Here is a 17640-nt window from a genome sequence, read left to right on the forward strand (position 1 = left end):
GAACATACATTGAGGCCTGCTTCTTGCAAGGTGTTCAGGCGGAGCCTGTGTCCTTATTTTCCTCTTGTGCAGAAAACCGGCCCTGCCTGCCCTGCCTCACCATTGCCCACAGCCGCCGCAGAAGCTCGCCAAGACTGATGAAAGCCGGAACCTGGGGCGGAGGTGCGGGTGGCTCGACCGACAGGCCGATGGAGGTAATGCGGTCTTCCTCATCCACATCACGCACGATCAGCTCGATATTTCCGAGCGCCACACGGTCAGCATATTCGGCGCGCCCGCCCAGGCGTGCCGCAACAAGCTCGGCGATGGTCATTTCGAGCTCTTTTTCCTTTAGACCGGGGGCGTAGGCCTGCTCGAGTTCCATGGCGGGGCGATCGGGATCGACGGCGAATGCGCCGAAGAATTCCGCGTCTTCCGGATCCACTTCGGCCGGGCTTGCAAAGAGGCGGTCGAGCAGGCGCGGATAGCGGTCGGGCACGAAAATATAGACGCGGTCACCGGCCATCAGACGGCCAGCATATTGATAGGTCATGGAACGACCGTCCCGCAGCACGAGCGAGGGTCTCGCCCAGCGTGGAATACGTGCGCCACGCTCCACCGGACTGCCGGCGACGATGCGATAGGCCAGCAGTTCGTGGTGCGCCGAACCGGGCAGCTCCAGTTCAACCTTGTTCAGCGGTCCAAGCCTAGGTGGCACGACCATGCCCAGGCGGCGGGCAAGCGGGCCAACGGTCCAACCCTGTATCATCAGCGAGACGAGAACGATGATGAAGACCGTGTTGAAGAGCGCGCGCCCGCCGTCGATATTGTCGATGACAGGCGTGATGGCCAGCAGGATCGACACCGCGCCACGCAGACCTACCCAGGAGATGAAGGCTGTTTCTTCGCGTGTGAAGCGGAAAGGCAGGAGACATAGCGCCACGGCCAAAGGGCGGGCGACGAAGATCAGGAACAGGCCAAGGACAAGCGCAGGGAGCGCGATCTCGGGAAATTGCGACGGTGTGGCGAAGAGGCCGAGAACCAGGAACATGATGATCTGCGCCAGCCAGGTCATGCCGTCCTGAAAACGCTTCACCTGGTCCGTCGCGCGCAAGCGGCTGTTGCCGGCCACGAGGCCTGCAATATAGACCGCGAGAAAGCCTGAGCCGCCGAATGCGCCGGTAATCGAGAAAACCAGCAGCGAGAGCGCCAGTACAAAGATCGGGACCAATCCCTGGTCGAGGCGCAGGCGGATGACCAGGCGCACGATCAGATAGCCGCCGACCAGTCCCGCGATAAGGCCGATGCCCATCTGCTGGAGAAAACCGACGGCAATGTCGAGTGCAAGCTTCTGCGGTTCTGCCGCTGCGCCGGTGGCGATAAGGCTGACAAGCGAGAGCGTGAGGAAGATGGCGATGGGATCGTTCGATCCCGATTCCACTTCCAGCGTCGAGCGCACGCGGTCGCGCACGGAGATGTTGCCCACGCGCAGGAGGAAGAACACTGCTGCTGCATCAGTGGAAGCGACTGTCGCGCCCAGGAGCATCGAGGGCAGCCAGCCCAGATCTGTAAGGAAGTGTGCAGCGAGGCCCACAATGCCTGCTGTGAGAAGAACGCCAAGTGTTGCAAGCGTTATCGCCGGGGCGGCGGCGGCGCGAAAGGAAGCAAGCGAGGTGCCGAAGCCGGAGTCGAACAGAATGATTGCAAGGGCCAGTGAACCCACGAAATAGGCCGCGGTGGCGTTGTCGAAATCCAGCCCCATGCCGTCAGTGCCGGCGGCCAGACCAATGCCAAGGAAGATGAGAAGGAGGGGCGCGCCGAAGCGTCGGGCGATCAGGCTTGAGAAAGCTGCGAGTAGCACCAAGGCAGTGCCGATCAAGATGATTACGTAAATGCCCTGATCCATCGCCCTCGCTGCCTGCTTTTTGTCACTCTACAACATGAGGCCGGTTAACAACCTCATCAACAGCCAACATAAAAAAACGCCCGGTTGATGGCCGGGCGTTTTGTCACAGCAGAAATTTTGGCGCGTCGATCAGAGGGTCTTCGCGATTGCCGTTGCGGTATCGGCCATGCGGTTGGAGAAGCCCCACTCATTGTCATACCAGGACATGACACGCACGAGGTCGCCGTCGATCACCTTGGTCTGGTCGAGAGCAAAGGTGGAGGAGGCGGGGTTGTGGTTCATGTCGATGGAGACAAGCGGCTCGTCGGTGAATGCAAGGATGCCGTTCAGCGAACCATTGGCTGCGTCGACAAGGGCCTTGTTGACCTCTTCGACCGTGACCTTGGTTTTCGGTACAAACTTGAAATCAACGACCGAGACATTCGGGGTCGGAACACGGATGGCCACGCCGTCAAGCTTGCCCTGAAGCTCTGGCAGAACCAGACCCACGGCTTTTGCAGCGCCGGTCGAGGTCGGGATCATGGACATGGCTGCCGCGCGGGCGCGGTAGAGATCCTTGTGCATCGTGTCCAGCGTCGGCTGGTCGCCAGTATAGGCGTGAACCGTGGTCATGAAGCCTTTTTCGATGCCGAAAGCATCGTTGAGGACCTTGGCAACCGGTGCCAGGCAGTTCGTGGTGCAGGATGCGTTGGAGATGATCGTGTGGTCGGCCGTGATCTTGTCGTGGTTGACGCCATAGACGACGGTGATGTCTGCGCCGGAAGCTGGAGCGGAGACGAGGACGCGCTTTGCGCCTGCCTCCAGATGCATGGACGCCTTCTCCTTGGAGGTGAAGATGCCGGTGCATTCCATCACGATGTCCACGCCAAGGTCACCCCAGGGCAGCTTTGACGGGTCGCGCTCGGCGAACACCTTGAAGCTGTCGTCGCCGATGCGGATCGTGTCGCCGTCGACCTTCACTTCGCTCGGGAAGCGGCCATGGACGCTATCGTAGCGCAGCAGATGTGCGTTGGTCTCGGCAGGGCCAAGATCGTTGATGGCAACGATATCGATGTCCTTGCGGCCGGATTCGTAGATTGCGCGGGCCACATTGCGGCCGATGCGGCCAAAACCGTTAATGGCGACTTTCACTGTCATGGACTTCCTCCGGAACATGGAGCCTTGGAAAAGGCGTGAGGGAACGCGATCTATCTAGCTTTCAAAGCCAGTGTTTCAAAGCGGCAACCCGGCATCTGGCTTGAGCCAGTGCCGGGTTGCGATTTCCGGATCAACCGGCCTTTGCCAGTCGGCCTTCCGCGGCCTGAACCGCGGCTTCTGCCGTGATGCCGAAATGCTTGTAGAGCTCAGGCGCCGGCGCGCTGGCACCGAAGCCCTTCATGCCGATGAATACACCATCATCACCGATGAAGCGTTCCCAGCCCATCGAGATGCCGGCTTCAATGGCAATGCGAACCGTGTTTGCGCCAAGAAGCATGTCCTTGTACTCGTCGGACTGAGCCTCGAAGAGTTCGAAGCAAGGCACGGAGACGACACGGGTTGGCACGCCGCGGCTCTCAAGCTGGTTGCGCGCCTCGACCGCGATTTCGACCTCGGAGCCGCTGGCAAAGATCGTGACCTTCGCTTCGTCGCTTGCAGCGACCAGCTCATAGGCGCCGCGGGCGCACAGATTGTCGGCCTTGTACTCGTTGCGGACCGGCTCCAGCTTCTGGCGGGTAAGCGCCAGCGTCGAGGGAGCATCCTTGGTTTCCAGCGCAACCTGCCAGCACTCGGCCGTCTCGACCGGATCGGCCGGGCGGAAGACAAGGTGGTTGGGGATCGCACGCAGTGCTGCCAGATGCTCCACCGGCTGGTGGGTCGGGCCGTCTTCGCCAAGGCCGATGGAATCATGCGTCATCACGAAGATGGAGCGGATGCCCATGAGTGATGCCAGGCGCATGGCCGGACGTGCGTAATCGGAGAAGGTGAGGAAGGTGCCGCCATAGGGGATCACGCCGCCATGCAGCGCCATGCCGTTCATGGCCGCAGCCATGGCATGTTCGCGGATGCCGTAATGGATGTAGCGGCCGGAGAACTCACCCGGCTTCACCGCGCCAAGCTGGCTGGTGCGGGTATTGTTGGAGCCGGTCAGGTCGGCAGAACCGCCAATGGTCTCGGTGAGTGCATCATTGATGACTTCGAGCGCATTTTCCGAGGCCGCGCGGGTGGCGAGCTTCGGATTTTCCTCGGCCAGCTTCTTCTTGTAGTCGTCGATGGCGGTGGCGAAGCTCTCGGGCAGGTCGCCGCGCATGCGGCGCTCAAACTCAGCGCGAACTTCCGCGCTGACCGCAGCCAGACGCTTCTCCCACTCCTTGCGCTCCTTGGCAGAGCGGAGACCGGCCAGACGCCAGTCGTCCAGAATGTCGGAAGGAACCACGAATGGCTCGGCATCCCAGCCCAGTTCCTTGCGGGCAGCCGCGATTTCCTCGGCACCCAGCGGGGAGCCGTGAACCTTGTTGGTGCCAGCCTTGTTGGGCGAGCCGTAGCCGATGGTGGTGCGGAAAGCGATGAGCGTCGGCAGGTCGGATTCGCGAGCCGCCTCGATTGCAGAAGCGATGGCTTCCGGATCGTGCCCGTCGGCGCGGATCGTGTTCCAGCCCGAGGCTGCGAAGCGTGCGCACTGGTCGGTGCTGTCGGAAAGGGACACAGGACCGTCGATGGAAATCTGGTTGTCGTCCCACATCACGATGAGCTTGTTCAGCTTCAGGTGGCCGGCAAGCGCGATCGCTTCCTGGCTGATGCCTTCCATGAGGCAGCCGTCGCCCGCCAGCACATAGGTGTAGTGGTTGACCAGCTCGTCGCCGTAGCGCGCATTGAGCAGGCGCTCAGCGAGTGCCATGCCGACAGAGTTTGCCAGACCCTGGCCCAGCGGGCCTGTTGTCGTCTCGATGCCGGCCGCATAGCCATATTCGGGATGGCCGGCGGTGCGGGAGCCGAGCTGGCGGAAATTCTTGATCTCGTCGATCGTGATGTCCTCATAGCCCAGCAGGTAAAGCAGGGAATAGAGAAGCATCGAGCCGTGACCGGCTGAAAGCACGAAACGGTCGCGGTCGGCCCAGTCCGGCTTCTTCGGGTCATGGGTCATGAAGCGCGTATAGAGGACAGTTGCTATGTCCGCTGCGCCCATGGGCAGGCCAGGATGGCCGGACTTCGCCTGTTCGACGGCGTCCATAGAGAGAAAGCGGATCGCATTCGCCATCCGGTCGTGTTTGTCGCGTGAGATCATTGGTGCTCGCAGGTCGGGTGCCAGGTTGTGATCGAGCTTGAGGCCGGCGGCCCCAAAAAAGCAGGCGAGACATAGCAGGTAGGGGCTTTAAGTCAATAAACAGCCTGATTCGCTGCAAGGGTAATGCGCGAACACCGGGTCGACTGTACTAGAGAATTGCACTGCTTCAATTTGGGGGATAGATGGTGCGGTTTGTTGACGACGGGTTCATCCGGCGCATAATCTTTCAGAACTAAAACATTCAGATTCCGCATATTTTGCAGGCGGGCGGCTGGGAAAGATGTCCATGAACATCCAAAATTCCGGCGATACCACGCTCCGGGAGGCCCTGGGGCGCCTTGGAAAAGCCATCGAGACGCTTGAGGCGTCGGTCGATGCACGCCTGGAAAAAGAGCATGACTATGCCGAAGCCGAAGCGGAAGTGCAGCGGATGGGCGCAGATCGTGCCCGCTTGGCCCAGGAGCTAGACAAATCCGAAGCCCGCGCCGAGCGGCTGGCGGATGTGAATCGCGAAGTGTCGCGCCGGCTGGTCACGGCGATGGAAACCATACGCGCCGTTCTTGACCGGTAGGCGCAACGAGGCACCCGATGGCACAAGTCACGGTCACCATTGATGGCAAGGCCTATCGCATGGCATGCGACGAGGGGCAGGAAGAGCACCTCATCAGCCTTGCCGAGCGCTTTGACCGCTATGTCGGTCATCTGAAGGATTCCTTCGGCGAAATTGGCGATCAGCGCATTACCGTCATGGCTGGCATCATGGTGATGGACGAGCTTGTCGAATTGCAGAAGCGCATCAAGGGCATGGAGACCGAGGTCGCGACCCTGCGAAAGACCCGGGACGAGGCGCTCCTGAAGGCGGACAAGCAGGATTCGGCGCTGACCGGGGTGATCCTTGAGCTTGCCGAGCGTATCGAAGCCGTGGCAGTGAAAATCTCCAATGGTGACAGTTCAGACCAGGCACCGTCCGGCTGATCTGTCCGAGAGCGACCGCCATCCTGTGCGGCTTTGAAATTTAAGACTGAGGTGATGATGGCAGTGCTTCGCGACCCCGTGCAGCTTGGCGTGGTGGGGGCTCCCCACGGCATTCGCGGCGAGGTGCGGGTCAAGAGTTTCACGCAGGATCCGCTCGCCATCGGTGATTACGGTCCGCTCTACACCGAAGACGGGCGTGAGTTGCTGGTTCAAAAAGCGCGACCGGCGAAGAACGTTCTGGTGGTCACTTTTGCTGGTGTGAATGACAGGACGGGCGCCGAGGCACTGGCTGGCACGAAGCTTTTCGTCGAGCGTTCGGCGCTGCCGCAGGATCTGGACGAGGAAGAATTCTATCATGCCGATCTTATCGGACTTTTGGTGCGCGACGAGACAGGGGACGAGTTCGGCAAGGTCATCGCCGTTCATGATTTCGGGGCGGGTGACATTCTGGAAGTGAAACCGTCTACGGGACGCAGTGTCATGGTGCCGTTCACACGGGAAGCAGTGCCGGAGGTAAAGCCAACGGCAGGCTTTGTTGTCGTGGATCCGGTCGCAGCCGGTCTGATTGCGGATGAAGATGACAGCGACGGAGCCGAAGAAGGCGAGACACAGTCATGACCTTTCGCGCCAGCATCCTGACACTTTATCCCGAAATGTTTCCCGGTCCGCTTGAAACCTCGCTTGCGGGGAAAGCGCGCGAGGCGGGAACCTGGGAACTAGAGACGGTTCAGATCAGGGACTTTGCCACAGACAAGCATCGCAGCGTTGATGATACCCCTGCCGGCGGAGGTGCTGGCATGGTGATGCGGCCGGACATCCTTGCCAAGGCCGTCGATCACGTCGCGCCCGCCGATGATCCGCGCCCGAAGCTTCTGATGAGCCCGCGCGGACGCCCTCTCAACCAGAAGCGCGTGCGCGAGCTGGCAGAAGGGCCGGGGGCTGTCATTCTTTGCGGGCGCTTCGAAGGTGTGGACCAGCGCCTGATAGAAGCGCGGGATTTCGAGGAAGTCTCGATCGGCGACTATATTCTTTCCGGTGGCGAGCCCGCCGCCATTGTGCTCCTCGATGCGGTCATCAGGCTGTTGCCGGGCGTGATGGGAAACCAGCATTCGGGCGAAGAGGAAAGCTTCGAGAGCGGACTTCTGGAGCATCCGCAATATACCCGCCCTCGCGAGTTCGAGGGCATGCCCATCCCTGAAGTGCTTGCTTCGGGCAATCATGCCAGGATTGCAGAATGGCGCTACGAGCGGGCGGTGGAACTGACCAAGAAGCGCCGCCCCGATCTCTGGGCTGCCTATTGCCGTGAAGGGAGGGCGCAGCGATGAGTGGCGAGACTTCATTCAGGCGTATCGGCAGTTGCCATTGCGGCAGCGTGAAATTTGCCGTGCGGCTTGTCGATGACCTTGACCGGCCACGACGCTGCACTTGCTCCTTTTGCCGGATGCGCGGGGCGGTGACCGTGTCTGCGCGCCTTGATGATCTGGAAATCCTGAAGGGGCAGGACGCGCTGACGCTCTACGCTTTCAATACAGGTACGGCGAAGCACTATTTCTGCTCGCGTTGTGGCATCTATACCCATCACCAGAGGCGTTCCAATCCGGAAGAATACGGCGTCAACACCGCATGCCTTGAAGGGGTGAGCCCGTTTGACTTCGAAGCGGTACCTGTGACGGATGGCATCAATCACCCTTCGGATGGGAACAGCAGCGGCATTGTCGGCGTGCTGAAATACGAGTGTGATTGACCGCGCCTGTTGATTTCCCCCATGCTTTGAGGTATGTGCGCGTACCGCTGCCATGGGAGGTCCATGGCCGTGACCAATCAATGAAGGTGAATTCGCTCCTGCCGCGTTCGCGAGAACGGGCACTCCTCAGGCGGTCAGAGACTGTCGGCGAGATGAGCGCTCTGGCACTTCGCAAAGAACAAGAGGTGTGACGATGGACCTTATCCGTCAGCTTGAGGCCGAGCAGGCCGAGAAGATTACTGCACAGCGCAAGCTTCCCGAATTCTCCGCAGGTGACACGGTTCGCGTACAGGTGCGCGTTACCGAAGGTACGCGTACCCGCGTGCAGGCTTTCGAGGGCGTTTGCATTGCGCGTTCGGGCTCCGGCTTCCAGGAGAACTTCACGGTTCGCAAGATCTCCTATGGTGAAGGCGTTGAGCGCGTGTTCCCGGTCTACTCCCCGCTGGTCGAGGGTGTTGAGGTTGTTCGCCGCGGTAAGGTACGCCGCGCCAAGCTCTATTACCTGCGCGACCGTCGCGGCAAGTCTGCCCGCATCACCGAGAACACCGGCGTTCGCGCCCGCAAGCTCAATGATGCCGAGCGTCAGGCCGTTGCAGACGAGAAGGCACGCATCGAGGCCGAGAAGGTCGCAGCTGCAGAGGCTCTCGCACAGCAGAAGGCCGCAGAGGAAGCAGCACAGAACGAGGCTGCAAACAACGAGAGCCAGGGCTAAGTCCCAGCGTTGGGCGGTTCGCTTACACCGCTTCTGACGAAGAATCGTGAAAGGCCGGTGCATTTGCGCCGGCCTTTTTCGTTTCAGAGCCAGTGCATCTCGCCGCGCTGGAACTTCTGGCAGCATCTTCCGTTTTTCGAAGATGGACGCGCTGGCTCAGGAATTCGACTTCAAGACGGTACTTCCGATACAGATCATCGCGCTGCGCCTGATCGCAGCCATCGTGCTTGGTGGCGTTCTGGGGTTCGAGCGGGAACTCGCCGACCGACCCGCCGGCTTGCGCACGCATATGCTCGTCTGTCTGGCCTCAGCAGCCTTTGCCATCATTGCCATCGAGATCGTCGCCATGCCTGTATTCGGCGCCGATTCGGTGCGAAGTGACCCTATCCGCCTTGTCGAGGCAATCACCTCGGGCGTTGCTTTCCTGGCGGCTGGTTTCATACTCTTCAAGGGTGGTGAGGTGAAGGGACTGACCACCGGAGCCGGCATGTGGATAGCGGCATCCACGGGGCTTGCTCTTGGGCTTGGCCTCTGGATCGTTGCAATTCTCGGCTGTTTGCTCGGCACGCTGGTTCTTGCCGTCATTCGACGGGTGGAGACACGACTTGATCTAAAGGAGCCACGCGCGGAAGAATAGCGCGCCTCCCGTAATTGCCGATCTCGCAAAAGCTTGGTAAAAGCGCGTCCATGGAGCGAATGGACGGCACAAGCGCATATCGAATGATTGTCCTGCAGGATGCAAAACGCCTGCCGGGGCGCTTCTATGCGCATCTGACCGGTGCGGTCAGCTGCCGACTTCGCTAGGCGGACCAGCCAGGCGCTGCAACAGGCGCGCCCTCAGCCAATCAGTTTCAAAGCTCCGCCAGGAATAGTGACATGACCAAACCACGCACCCTTTACGACAAGGTTTTCGACGATCATCTGGTTGACAGCCAGGACGACGGCACCTGTCTCCTCTATATCGATCGCCATCTCGTCCACGAAGTGACCAGCCCGCAGGCTTTCGAGGGGCTGCGCATGGCAAGCCGCCAGGTGCGCCATCCGGAAAAGACACTCGCCGTTGTTGACCACAATGTGCCAACCTCGCCGGATCGCAAATTCGGCATCAAGAACGAGGAAAGCCGCATTCAGGTCGAGGCGCTTGCGAAGAACGCGGCCGAATTCGGCATCGAATATTACAACGAAGCCGATCAGCGTCAGGGCATCGTGCATATCGTCGGGCCGGAGCAGGGATTCACCTTGCCGGGCATGACCATTGTCTGCGGCGACAGCCACACCTCCACCCATGGTGCATTCGGTGCGCTGGCACACGGCATCGGCACCTCCGAGGTCGAGCATGTGCTGGCCACGCAGACGCTGATCCAGCGTCGCGCGAAGAACATGCTCATCCAGGTGGATGGCAAGCTGCCGGAAGGCGTGACTGCAAAGGACATCATCCTCGCCATCATTGGCGAGATCGGCACTGCCGGCGGCACCGGTCACGTGATGGAATATGCAGGCGAGGCAATCCGCGCGCTGTCCATGGAAGGCCGCATGACGGTCTGCAACATGTCCATCGAAGGCGGTGCACGTGCGGGCATGATCGCGCCTGATGAGACGACCTTCGAATATATCAAGGATCGGCCGCGCGCGCCAAAAGGCAAGGCCTGGGACATGGCGCGTGCCTATTGGGAGACGCTCAAGACCGACGAAGGTGCCCATTTCGACCGCGTCGTAAAGCTGGACGCGGCCAATCTGCCGCCCATCGTCACCTGGGGTTCCTCACCTGAGGATGTGGTTTCCATCACCGGTGTCGTGCCGAACCCGGACGACATTGCGGACGAGAACAAGCGTCAGTCCAAGCGTCGCGCGCTTGAATATATGGGCCTGACACCCGGCACCAAGATCACCGATATCGAAGTCGACCGTGTCTTTATCGGCTCCTGCACCAATGGCCGCATCGAGGATCTGCGCGAAGCAGCCAAGATTGCCGAAGGCCAGAAGGTGAAGGAAGGTCTGGACGCGATGATCGTTCCGGGCTCCGGCCTGGTGAAGGCGCAGGCCGAGGCCGAAGGGCTCGACAAGATCTTCAAGGCCGCCGGTTTCGACTGGCGCGAGCCGGGTTGCTCCATGTGCCTTGCCATGAATGACGACCGCCTGAAGCCGGGCGAGCGCTGCGCCTCGACCTCCAACCGCAATTTCGAGGGCCGTCAGGGCTTCAAGGGCCGGACGCATCTGGTGTCGCCTTCCATGGCCGCCGCAGCAGCCATCGCCGGGCGTTTCGTGGATATTCGCGAGTGGCCAAAGGTCTAGGCCTCATCATCTGAAACAGGAAAAGGCGGCTTTTGGGCCGCCTTTTTTCGTTTGCGAGAGCTGATGTTCAGCGCCGTATGATCTCGTGGAATTCGTCGCGCTGGCCGGGCACGTCGACACTGACCACCAAGGCCAGTTCGCGCTTTTCGAACTCCTCGAACCACTCGTCCCATTCGACGATCTGATTGCCGCCAATGTGGTCGGCGCCTTCATCCGTATCCTGATAGGCATGTTGCCCGAAAGCGATGCGCAGAACCGGGCGACCTTCGTCCATGCCCGGTGCGGGGTCGCTGATGACGGGTTTGCCCGCCCGTGCGGCTGCCCAGTCGCGGATCTCGTCGTGATCGGTAAGTGTTCTTGTCTCTGCCATCCGGGAAGCTCCTTTGTCTGCTTCCCAACGCGTCCGACTTCCAGCGGTTCCCCGTCGATCCCGACCCTAGCTGCGGGCGAGGCGCTGAGGCTCGGTGACGAGCCCGTATTCGAGAAGCTGGTCCGGCGAGAAATAATAGAGTGCACGCGGCGGCGTATCGAGGGCGTGGAGCCAGAGTGCGGGATCAATGCCCATCTCGTCCAGATGGCGCGAGATGCGCGCGGTGGTCATCTGCGCATCGGCCATGGCCTGTGCAGCAGAGGTGATGCTGTCGGTCGCGGCATAGAACTGGTGCACGCCGATGGCTGCCTTCTCGTCGATCTGGCGGTTGATGCCGCCGGCAAAGAACAGCGGGCAGGAGGAGGCGCAGATGGCACCTTCCTCGACAACTGTTGCCAGTTCGCGCTCACGCACCATACGCGCCATGGCAATGGCATCATCCAGCGAACCGCCGGGCGAGTTCAGGCTGATGCGCGTGACATATTCACCGCGCGCCTCAAGCTCTGCGCGCAAACGATCGGCAGAGCCGGGGTCGATGGCACCCGTGGCCCGCAGGATGCCGCCTGCTTCCAGAGCAAAGGTCATTGGCTGGCTCAGCAAATCGCGACCGCCTTCGACATGATGGCGCGGATCATTGGGCTGTGCGTCCGCGGACGGGGCTGCGACCACGGCAGGCGGAAGAACACGAAATTCGCGCGTGAGCTGCTGGCTGTTGTCGCCCCACAGACCGCCATTCCGGTCGACCATTTCGCGCAGGTCCATGCCGAGCAGTGCCGCAGTCCCCAGAAGGACACCCACAAAGGCCCAGCGCACCACCGATCCTTCGTCAAACCGGCTGATATAGCGGACGAAAGCGTTCTGGCGCTTGGGCTGGAGGGTTGTTTGCAGGTTCTGGCTCATGGCTCTTGCCGCTTGCGTTCTGTCAGTGAGAGAGGGGTGACGTTCTGGCCGGGAGAAGGTTCCTCCGCAGGACTGTCAGGCTGCGGTACAGGCTCGGGCATATCCGTACGGGCGTTCTCCTGTCGTGCCACGAGTGCGCGCTGAACGTCGAGCGAGCGAAGTAGATCTGCCGCGGTCAGGCGTTCAGCGTCGCTCATGACGACTTCATCACGGCGGATGGAGGCGTAGACTACGCTCATGATACCCACGAGCACGGCTGGCAGGAGATCAATCGAAATTGCTCCGGCCCAGCTTGGCAGAAAGCTTGAGGCATAGCGAAGTACCGCCTCGGCCGCCGACAGCGGCACATAGCGCCGCTCCGCGACCTGGGGCTGGGCCATGATTTCTTCGGCAGCGATACGGAGCGCGCGGGACTGCGCTGCGACCGATTCACGGACGGTCGCCATCACCTGGTCCTGGCGTCCGGCGAGTTCGGCATTGCTGCCATCGGCGACAGGAGCGATGAAGCCTGCCGAGAGATCGGATGCCGCGCGCGCAACGGATGGTGCGATCGATGTCTGCTCAAGCGAGGCAATTACTCCGGCAAGGGCAACAGCCTCTTCAGCGAAGCGATCCGAGCGCGGCTGCACGGGACCGGGTGCGGAAACGAGACCGCGCATTGTCGCCAGATGCTGCTGGCCTTCCTCGAACAATGTCGAAACCGTATCCCGCGAATTGAGGATAGTTGCGTGCAGCTCATCCATCTGGGCCGACATCTGGGTGAGAAGCTGGACCACGCTGCCGGAACCGGATGTTCCCGTTAGTGCGCCGGACTGGCGTTCGTCATCCGCAAGTCTTGCGAAGCGGTCGGAGGCGCGTTGGATGTCGGGCAGAAGCGAGAGGGCGCCAAGCGCATTACCGTGCGCCTGGTCCAGATCGCCAGTATAATCTTCAAGCGTTTCGGCCAGATGCTGCTCGACCGCTGCAGAGCCTGCCAGTGCGGCGGCATTCAACCATGAGGACATGGCCACGATCATCAGGCAGCCAAGCGCCATGACGCCCATGAGCACCAGTCGTGAAGCCGCATCGCGCATCTCGGGCACGAAGCGGATCAGGTAGCTCCAGAATCCGTATATGCCGACGGATACTGCCGCGGAATATATGATGGCGGAGAAGAAGACGAGCGTAGCAGAGCCGTCAAGCAGGCTGCGCACGCCCAGATAGGTGTAGACACCGCTGGCCACGGCCAAAGTGGCCAGCACGAATCGGGTCATTGGCTGTATCTGGTCAATTTGCGCACGAAGATTTCGCGCGGCTGACGCATTACTCATTACTGGTTCCCGGCCTGCTGATGATGCAGGTGTTCGATTTGGTTTTCCTATTCCGGTCGCGGATCAGGGACAGGTCGCGCGAAGAACGGGCAATGCATTGTCAGGCAGCCCGTACATATAGGAGCGACCCTTCACGAGGACCCCGAATGGGCAACGCCGGGTGTGCGGCCGGTCGGCGGCGGAGGCTTCGTCGAACATGACAACCTCCGGCTCGTCAGCCTGATGAGGCGTAACCGCATCCAGGCGATGGCCCTCACCCACGATGATCCGCTTGAAGCCGGATGCCGCGTGAATGACGAGATTGCCGTAGCGATCCGCATAGACAAAAGCATCCGTGCGGTCGCCAGCCACACCGGAAGCGCTTGTCGAGAAGAGTGCAGCCAGTGCAAGTGCGCCAGCCGCAAGTGTTTTTCCGTTCCAAGGCATCGCGCACTCCATGTCTGTCGCGGCCTCCTCGCAATTTAAATTAATGCTTTCTTAACTGTTGTCCATTGCGAGTGGGGCGATCCGATGACGCAATTGACAGCTGTGGTTAATTTGACGAACTGTGCGCAATGAGTGCTTCGCGGCGCAAAACCGACCAGGACTTTTCATGACGGACACGCCTCAGATCGATATCGGTCTCCTGCGGCTGAAGGATGCGCACAGTCTCGCGCCGCTTCTTGCCGCCCATACGCAATCATTGAAGCGCGGCGCGCCTCGGCGTCCCGACGAGTTCTATGCCGAGACCTTGCTGCAGGACCGCGTGGCGGAAGTGCTCGGCGCACATCTTGATGGGGCGCTGGTGGGCTTTGCCGTCTTTTATGACCTTCCGGACCCGCTATCGGGGCTGCGCTACGGTCTGGCCGAGCATCTCTATGTGCATCACGATCATCGCGGGAAAGGCATCGCCAAGGCGCTGGTGGATGTGCTTGGCGACAGCGCGGAAGAGCGCGGCTGGACGCGGCTGGTGCTGAACGCGCCGCGCGGTTCGGTCGAAGGCCGACGCCTCTATGAAAAGATCGCCGGCCCTGCCGACTGGACAAGTCACGTGGTGCGCTTCAATGGCAGCTAGCTCCCGTTCCGGCTGGGGCCGGCGGGGGCGCAACATCATTGGTAACCTGCTTCTGCTGACGGTTCTTGCGGGCTGTACGGCGACCGGTTCTGCGCCGGGCGAATCAGGTTCGGGATTGCGCCTGCCGGTCACATTCTCCTGCGATGGCGGTCGAAGCCTTACGATCTCCACTTCTGCGGATGGCGGCATCCGGGTGCTGAGCCCGCGTGGGCAGGATGTCGTGCTCTATCCTTCGCCAGCAGGCCAGGATGTGCGCTTTCAGGCGCCGCCCTATGCAATCAATGTCGACCCGCAGGAAGCGCTCTGGATCGTTACCGGAAAGCGCCCGCTGTCGTGCAAGAGGTAGCAGCGCGCAGTCCCAAATCGATTAAGGCGAAAGTTGGGTGTCTGCGGCTTTGACGCAGTGCAAAAACCGCATTAGAAAGCCACCTGCCGCGGACCTGCCCAACACTTCATCAGTGTGACGGCATTTCCGCCAGATAACGGGGAAGCCATGAGCAAGCCAACAGCCACCCGCGCGAGGCCCCTCTCGCCGCATTTGTCCGTCTACCGATTCATTCCAACAATGGTCATGTCGATACTGCACCGCATTACGGGTGCAGCACTTTATTTCGGCACGATCCTTCTGGTCATCTGGCTGGTCGCCGCGGCGTCCGGACCTGAAGCATTCGACCAGGTGAATGGCATTTACGGATCCTGGTTCGGGCGGCTCATCCTGTTCGGCTACACCTGGGCGCTTCTTCATCACATGCTGGGCGGCATCCGTCACCTGATCTGGGATACCGGCCACGGTCTTGAGAAGCAGACGGCAACCAAATTCGCCTATGCAACCATCATCGGCTCGGTCACGCTGACCGTGCTGATCTGGGTCGCTGGCTACGCATTCGGTGGGGGAGCCTGATCATGAGCGACTTTCGCACACCCTTGAACCGCGTTCGCGGCCTCGGCTCTGCCAAGGAAGGGACCGACCATTTCTGGCGTCAGCGCCTGACGGCGGTGTCCAACCTGTTCCTGGTGATCTTCTTCGTCGGGTTTGTCGTCTTCTATAACGGCGCGTCCTATGAGACCGTCCGCGGTGCGCTTGGCAATCCCGTTATTGCCATCCTGATCGCGCTGATGCTGCTTTCGATCCTGTATCACATGAAGATCGGCATGCAGGTCATCATCGAGGACTATGTGCACGGTCCGGCCAAGGTGCCGTTGATCCTGCTCAACATCTTCTTTCCCATCATTGTTGGCGTGAGCGCGCTCTACGCCCTTGTAACGATTGCCTTCGGAGGCTGACGGCGGATATGGCTACGGCAAATGAAAAGAAGGCTGGCAGCGCCTATACCTATGTCGATCACAAATTCGACGTGGTGGTTGTCGGTGCCGGCGGTGCGGGTCTGCGTGCGACGCTGGGCATGGCGGAGCAGGGGCTGAAGACAGCCTGCATCACCAAGGTTTTCCCGACCCGCTCGCACACGGTTGCTGCCCAGGGCGGCATCGCGGCCTCTCTGCAGAATATGGGCCCCGACCACTGGCAGTGGCACCTTTACGATACCGTGAAGGGGTCGGACTGGCTTGGCGATGTCGATGCCATGGAATATCTGGCGCGCGAAGCGCCGGCTGCCGTCTACGAACTTGAGCATTATGGCGTGCCATTTTCGCGCACCGAAGACGGTCGCATCTATCAGCGCCCCTTCGGCGGCCACATGCAGAATTTCGGTGACGGCCCGCCGGTGCAGCGCACCTGTGCGGCAGCCGACCGTACCGGCCACGCGATCCTTCACACGCTTTACGGCCAGTCGGTGAAGAACAACGCGCAGTTCTTCGTCGAATATTTCGCGCTCGACCTCATCATGACCGACGGTGTCTGCACGGGCGTGGTGGCCTGGAACCTGGAAGACGGCACCATTCACCGCTTTGCGGCCAAGATGGTGGTGCTTGCGACCGGCGGCTATGGCCGCGCCTATTTCTCCTGCACCTCGGCCCATACCTGTACGGGCGACGGCAATGGCATGGTTGCACGTGCCGGACTGCCGCTGCAGGACATGGAATTCGTGCAGTTCCACCCGACCGGCATTTATGGTGCCGGCTGCCTTATCACGGAAGGCGTGCGCGGCGAGGGCGGTTACCTCGTCAATTCCGAGGGCGAGCGGTTCATGGAGCGCTATGCGCCGTCCGCCAAGGATCTTGCCTCGCGCGACGTTGTCTCGCGCTGCATGACCATGGAAATCCGCGAAGGCCGCGGTGTGGGCAAGAACAAGGACCACATTTTCCTGCATCTCGACCATCTGGACCCGGCGGTCATTCACGAGCGCCTGCCTGGCATCGCCGAATCGGCGCGCATCTTTGCCGGTGTGGATGTAACGCGCGAGCCGATCCCGGTTCTGCCGACGGTTCACTACAATATGGGTGGCATCCCGACCAACTATTGGGGCGAGGTGCTGAACCCGACCAGCGACAATCCGGACGCGGTGGCGCCGGGTCTGATGGCTGTCGGCGAGGCAGCCTGTGCGTCGGTGCATGGTGCCAACCGTCTCGGCTCCAACTCGCTGATCGATCTCGTGGTCTTTGGTCGCGCGGCTGCCATTCGCGCCGGTCAGGTTGTCGACCGGGATTCGAAGGTCCCGCCGATCAACGAGGCGGCGTGCGAGAAGATCATGGACCGCTTCGATCGCTTGCGTCACGCTTCGGGCTCCACGCCAACGGCAGAGATCCGCGAGCACATGCAGCGCACCATGCAGGAAGACGCAGCCGTCTTCCGCACGCAGGAATCGCTGGAGCAGGGCTGCAAGCGTATCTCCGAGGTTTGGAAGGAACTGCCGGATGTGAAGGTCTCCGACCGTTCGCTCATCTGGAATTCCGATCTCATGGAGACGCTGGAGCTGGAAAACCTGATGGCCAATGCGGTTGTTACGGTCTACTCGGCTGAGGCGCGCAAGGAGAGCCGTGGCGCACATGCACGCGAGGACTTCACCGAGCGTGATGACGCCAACTGGCGCAAGCACACGCTTTCCTGGATCGACGAGAGTGGCAAGGTCACCCTCGATTATCGCCCGGTGCACACCGATCCGCTTCTGAAAGAAGAAGACGGTGGCATCGAATTGGCCAAGATCGCGCCCAAGGCGCGCGTCTACTAAGGCGGGGATAT

At 61.0% G+C, this 17640-nt stretch carries 20 protein-coding genes; 13 read left to right on the top strand and 7 right to left on the bottom strand.

Annotation, left to right across the window (positions count from 1 at the left end; all coding sequences use genetic code 11):
• Positions 1–34: 34 nt before the first annotated feature.
• The 3 genes from WA367_RS02685 to tkt form a co-directional block, all read right to left on the bottom strand.
• Positions 35–1885, bottom strand: a complete 1851-nt coding sequence (locus WA367_RS02685; protein WP_336055252.1) for a potassium/proton antiporter — start codon at positions 1883–1885, stop codon at positions 35–37.
• 129 nt (positions 1886–2014) lie between these two features.
• Complete coding sequence (gene gap / locus WA367_RS02690) at positions 2015–3022, bottom strand: type I glyceraldehyde-3-phosphate dehydrogenase (RefSeq protein WP_336055253.1); 1008 nt, start codon at positions 3020–3022, stop codon at positions 2015–2017.
• Between the two features lie 130 nt (positions 3023–3152).
• Entirely contained in the window at positions 3153–5147 is a 1995-nt protein-coding gene (gene tkt, locus WA367_RS02695; RefSeq protein WP_336055254.1) for a transketolase, read from the bottom strand.
• A gap of 286 nt (positions 5148–5433) precedes the next feature.
• On the opposite strand from tkt, the gene WA367_RS02700 reads away from it, so the two are divergent.
• From WA367_RS02700 to leuC, 8 genes are all read left to right on the top strand, one after another.
• A complete protein-coding gene (locus WA367_RS02700; RefSeq protein WP_036485752.1) occupies positions 5434–5718 on the top strand; it encodes a DUF4164 domain-containing protein in 285 nt (94 codons plus the stop codon).
• Positions 5719–5735: 17 nt separating this feature from the next.
• Complete coding sequence (locus WA367_RS02705) at positions 5736–6122, top strand: cell division protein ZapA (RefSeq protein WP_336055255.1); 387 nt, start codon at positions 5736–5738, stop codon at positions 6120–6122.
• Positions 6123–6179: 57 nt separating this feature from the next.
• Positions 6180–6740 (top strand): ribosome maturation factor RimM, encoded by a 561-nt coding sequence (rimM, locus tag WA367_RS02710; RefSeq protein ID WP_442935531.1) that lies wholly within the window; start codon positions 6180–6182, stop codon positions 6738–6740.
• Positions 6737–7447: a tRNA (guanosine(37)-N1)-methyltransferase TrmD gene (gene trmD, locus WA367_RS02715; protein ID WP_336055257.1), complete on the top strand. Its 711-nt coding sequence runs from the start codon at positions 6737–6739 to the stop codon at positions 7445–7447. Before rimM ends, trmD begins: the two co-directional genes overlap by 4 nt.
• Positions 7444–7866 carry a GFA family protein gene (locus WA367_RS02720; protein ID WP_336055258.1) on the top strand — a complete coding sequence of 141 codons (423 nt, stop codon included), beginning with the start codon at positions 7444–7446 and terminating at the stop codon, positions 7864–7866. The genes trmD and WA367_RS02720 overlap by 4 nt, the downstream gene beginning before the upstream one ends.
• A 193-nt stretch (positions 7867–8059) precedes the next feature.
• Positions 8060–8578, top strand: coding sequence for a 50S ribosomal protein L19 (rplS, locus tag WA367_RS02725; protein WP_336055259.1), 519 nt, complete (start codon positions 8060–8062; stop codon positions 8576–8578).
• A gap of 142 nt (positions 8579–8720) precedes the next feature.
• Positions 8721–9215, top strand: coding sequence for an MgtC/SapB family protein (locus WA367_RS02730; RefSeq protein WP_336055260.1), 495 nt, complete (start codon positions 8721–8723; stop codon positions 9213–9215).
• Between the two features lie 239 nt (positions 9216–9454).
• A complete protein-coding gene (leuC, locus tag WA367_RS02735) occupies positions 9455–10870 on the top strand; it encodes a 3-isopropylmalate dehydratase large subunit (RefSeq protein WP_336055261.1) in 1416 nt (471 codons plus the stop codon).
• Between the two features lie 67 nt (positions 10871–10937).
• On the opposite strand, the gene WA367_RS02740 is transcribed toward leuC, so the two are convergent.
• From WA367_RS02740 to WA367_RS02755, 4 genes are all read right to left on the bottom strand, one after another.
• Positions 10938–11240, bottom strand: a complete 303-nt coding sequence (locus tag WA367_RS02740) for a hypothetical protein (RefSeq protein ID WP_036485769.1) — start codon at positions 11238–11240, stop codon at positions 10938–10940.
• Positions 11241–11306: 66 nt separating this feature from the next.
• On the bottom strand, positions 11307–12140 hold the full coding sequence (locus tag WA367_RS02745) for a hypothetical protein (protein ID WP_336055262.1): 834 nt from the start codon (positions 12138–12140) through the stop codon (positions 11307–11309).
• Positions 12137–13450: a hypothetical protein gene (locus tag WA367_RS02750; RefSeq protein ID WP_336055263.1), complete on the bottom strand. Its 1314-nt coding sequence runs from the start codon at positions 13448–13450 to the stop codon at positions 12137–12139. The genes WA367_RS02745 and WA367_RS02750 overlap by 4 nt, the downstream gene beginning before the upstream one ends.
• 63 nt (positions 13451–13513) lie before the next feature.
• Positions 13514–13876, bottom strand: coding sequence for a hypothetical protein (locus WA367_RS02755; protein WP_336055264.1), 363 nt, complete (start codon positions 13874–13876; stop codon positions 13514–13516).
• 166 nt (positions 13877–14042) lie between these two features.
• On the opposite strand from WA367_RS02755, the gene WA367_RS02760 reads away from it, so the two are divergent.
• The 5 genes from WA367_RS02760 to sdhA all read left to right on the top strand — a co-directional run bounded on the left by WA367_RS02760 (position 14043) and on the right by sdhA (position 17629).
• Positions 14043–14504 carry a GNAT family N-acetyltransferase gene (locus tag WA367_RS02760; RefSeq protein WP_036485773.1) on the top strand — a complete coding sequence of 154 codons (462 nt, stop codon included), beginning with the start codon at positions 14043–14045 and terminating at the stop codon, positions 14502–14504.
• Positions 14494–14850 (top strand): hypothetical protein, encoded by a 357-nt coding sequence (locus tag WA367_RS02765; RefSeq protein WP_336055265.1) that lies wholly within the window; start codon positions 14494–14496, stop codon positions 14848–14850. Before WA367_RS02760 ends, WA367_RS02765 begins: the two co-directional genes overlap by 11 nt.
• Positions 14851–14997: 147 nt before the next feature.
• The gene (gene sdhC, locus WA367_RS02770) at positions 14998–15405 is read left to right on the top strand and encodes a succinate dehydrogenase, cytochrome b556 subunit (protein ID WP_336055266.1); all 408 of its coding nucleotides are present in this window, start codon (positions 14998–15000) and stop codon (positions 15403–15405) included.
• Between the two features lie 2 nt (positions 15406–15407).
• Positions 15408–15788, top strand: coding sequence for a succinate dehydrogenase, hydrophobic membrane anchor protein (gene sdhD, locus WA367_RS02775; RefSeq protein ID WP_336055267.1), 381 nt, complete (start codon positions 15408–15410; stop codon positions 15786–15788).
• Between the two features lie 8 nt (positions 15789–15796).
• A complete protein-coding gene (sdhA, locus tag WA367_RS02780) occupies positions 15797–17629 on the top strand; it encodes a succinate dehydrogenase flavoprotein subunit (protein WP_336055268.1) in 1833 nt (610 codons plus the stop codon).
• Positions 17630–17640: the final 11 nt, after the last annotated feature.

Origin of the sequence: Nitratireductor sp. CH_MIT9313-5 (assembly GCF_037029545.1) — a bacterium.
Taxonomy (GTDB): domain Bacteria; phylum Pseudomonadota; class Alphaproteobacteria; order Rhizobiales; family Rhizobiaceae; genus Chelativorans.

Excerpts from the sequence above, each read along its gene's own strand:
- WA367_RS02685 (WP_336055252.1), bottom strand. The coding sequence starts at position 1,885 with ATGGATCAGGGCATTTACGTAATCATCTTGATCGGCACTGCCTTGGTG.
- gap (WP_336055253.1), bottom strand. The coding sequence starts at position 3,022 with ATGACAGTGAAAGTCGCCATTAACGGTTTTGGCCGCATCGGCCGCAAT.
- tkt (WP_336055254.1), bottom strand. The coding sequence starts at position 5,147 with ATGATCTCACGCGACAAACACGACCGGATGGCGAATGCGATCCGCTTT.
- WA367_RS02700 (WP_036485752.1), top strand. The coding sequence starts at position 5,434 with ATGAACATCCAAAATTCCGGCGATACCACGCTCCGGGAGGCCCTGGGG.
- WA367_RS02705 (WP_336055255.1), top strand. The coding sequence starts at position 5,736 with ATGGCACAAGTCACGGTCACCATTGATGGCAAGGCCTATCGCATGGCA.
- rimM (WP_442935531.1), top strand. The coding sequence starts at position 6,180 with ATGGCAGTGCTTCGCGACCCCGTGCAGCTTGGCGTGGTGGGGGCTCCC.
- trmD (WP_336055257.1), top strand. The coding sequence starts at position 6,737 with ATGACCTTTCGCGCCAGCATCCTGACACTTTATCCCGAAATGTTTCCC.
- WA367_RS02720 (WP_336055258.1), top strand. The coding sequence starts at position 7,444 with ATGAGTGGCGAGACTTCATTCAGGCGTATCGGCAGTTGCCATTGCGGC.
- rplS (WP_336055259.1), top strand. The coding sequence starts at position 8,060 with ATGGACCTTATCCGTCAGCTTGAGGCCGAGCAGGCCGAGAAGATTACT.
- WA367_RS02730 (WP_336055260.1), top strand. The coding sequence starts at position 8,721 with ATGGACGCGCTGGCTCAGGAATTCGACTTCAAGACGGTACTTCCGATA.
- leuC (WP_336055261.1), top strand. The coding sequence starts at position 9,455 with ATGACCAAACCACGCACCCTTTACGACAAGGTTTTCGACGATCATCTG.
- WA367_RS02740 (WP_036485769.1), bottom strand. The coding sequence starts at position 11,240 with ATGGCAGAGACAAGAACACTTACCGATCACGACGAGATCCGCGACTGG.
- WA367_RS02745 (WP_336055262.1), bottom strand. The coding sequence starts at position 12,140 with ATGAGCCAGAACCTGCAAACAACCCTCCAGCCCAAGCGCCAGAACGCT.
- WA367_RS02750 (WP_336055263.1), bottom strand. The coding sequence starts at position 13,450 with ATGAGTAATGCGTCAGCCGCGCGAAATCTTCGTGCGCAAATTGACCAG.
- WA367_RS02755 (WP_336055264.1), bottom strand. The coding sequence starts at position 13,876 with ATGCCTTGGAACGGAAAAACACTTGCGGCTGGCGCACTTGCACTGGCT.
- WA367_RS02760 (WP_036485773.1), top strand. The coding sequence starts at position 14,043 with ATGACGGACACGCCTCAGATCGATATCGGTCTCCTGCGGCTGAAGGAT.
- WA367_RS02765 (WP_336055265.1), top strand. The coding sequence starts at position 14,494 with ATGGCAGCTAGCTCCCGTTCCGGCTGGGGCCGGCGGGGGCGCAACATC.
- sdhC (WP_336055266.1), top strand. The coding sequence starts at position 14,998 with ATGAGCAAGCCAACAGCCACCCGCGCGAGGCCCCTCTCGCCGCATTTG.
- sdhD (WP_336055267.1), top strand. The coding sequence starts at position 15,408 with ATGAGCGACTTTCGCACACCCTTGAACCGCGTTCGCGGCCTCGGCTCT.
- sdhA (WP_336055268.1), top strand. The coding sequence starts at position 15,797 with ATGGCTACGGCAAATGAAAAGAAGGCTGGCAGCGCCTATACCTATGTC.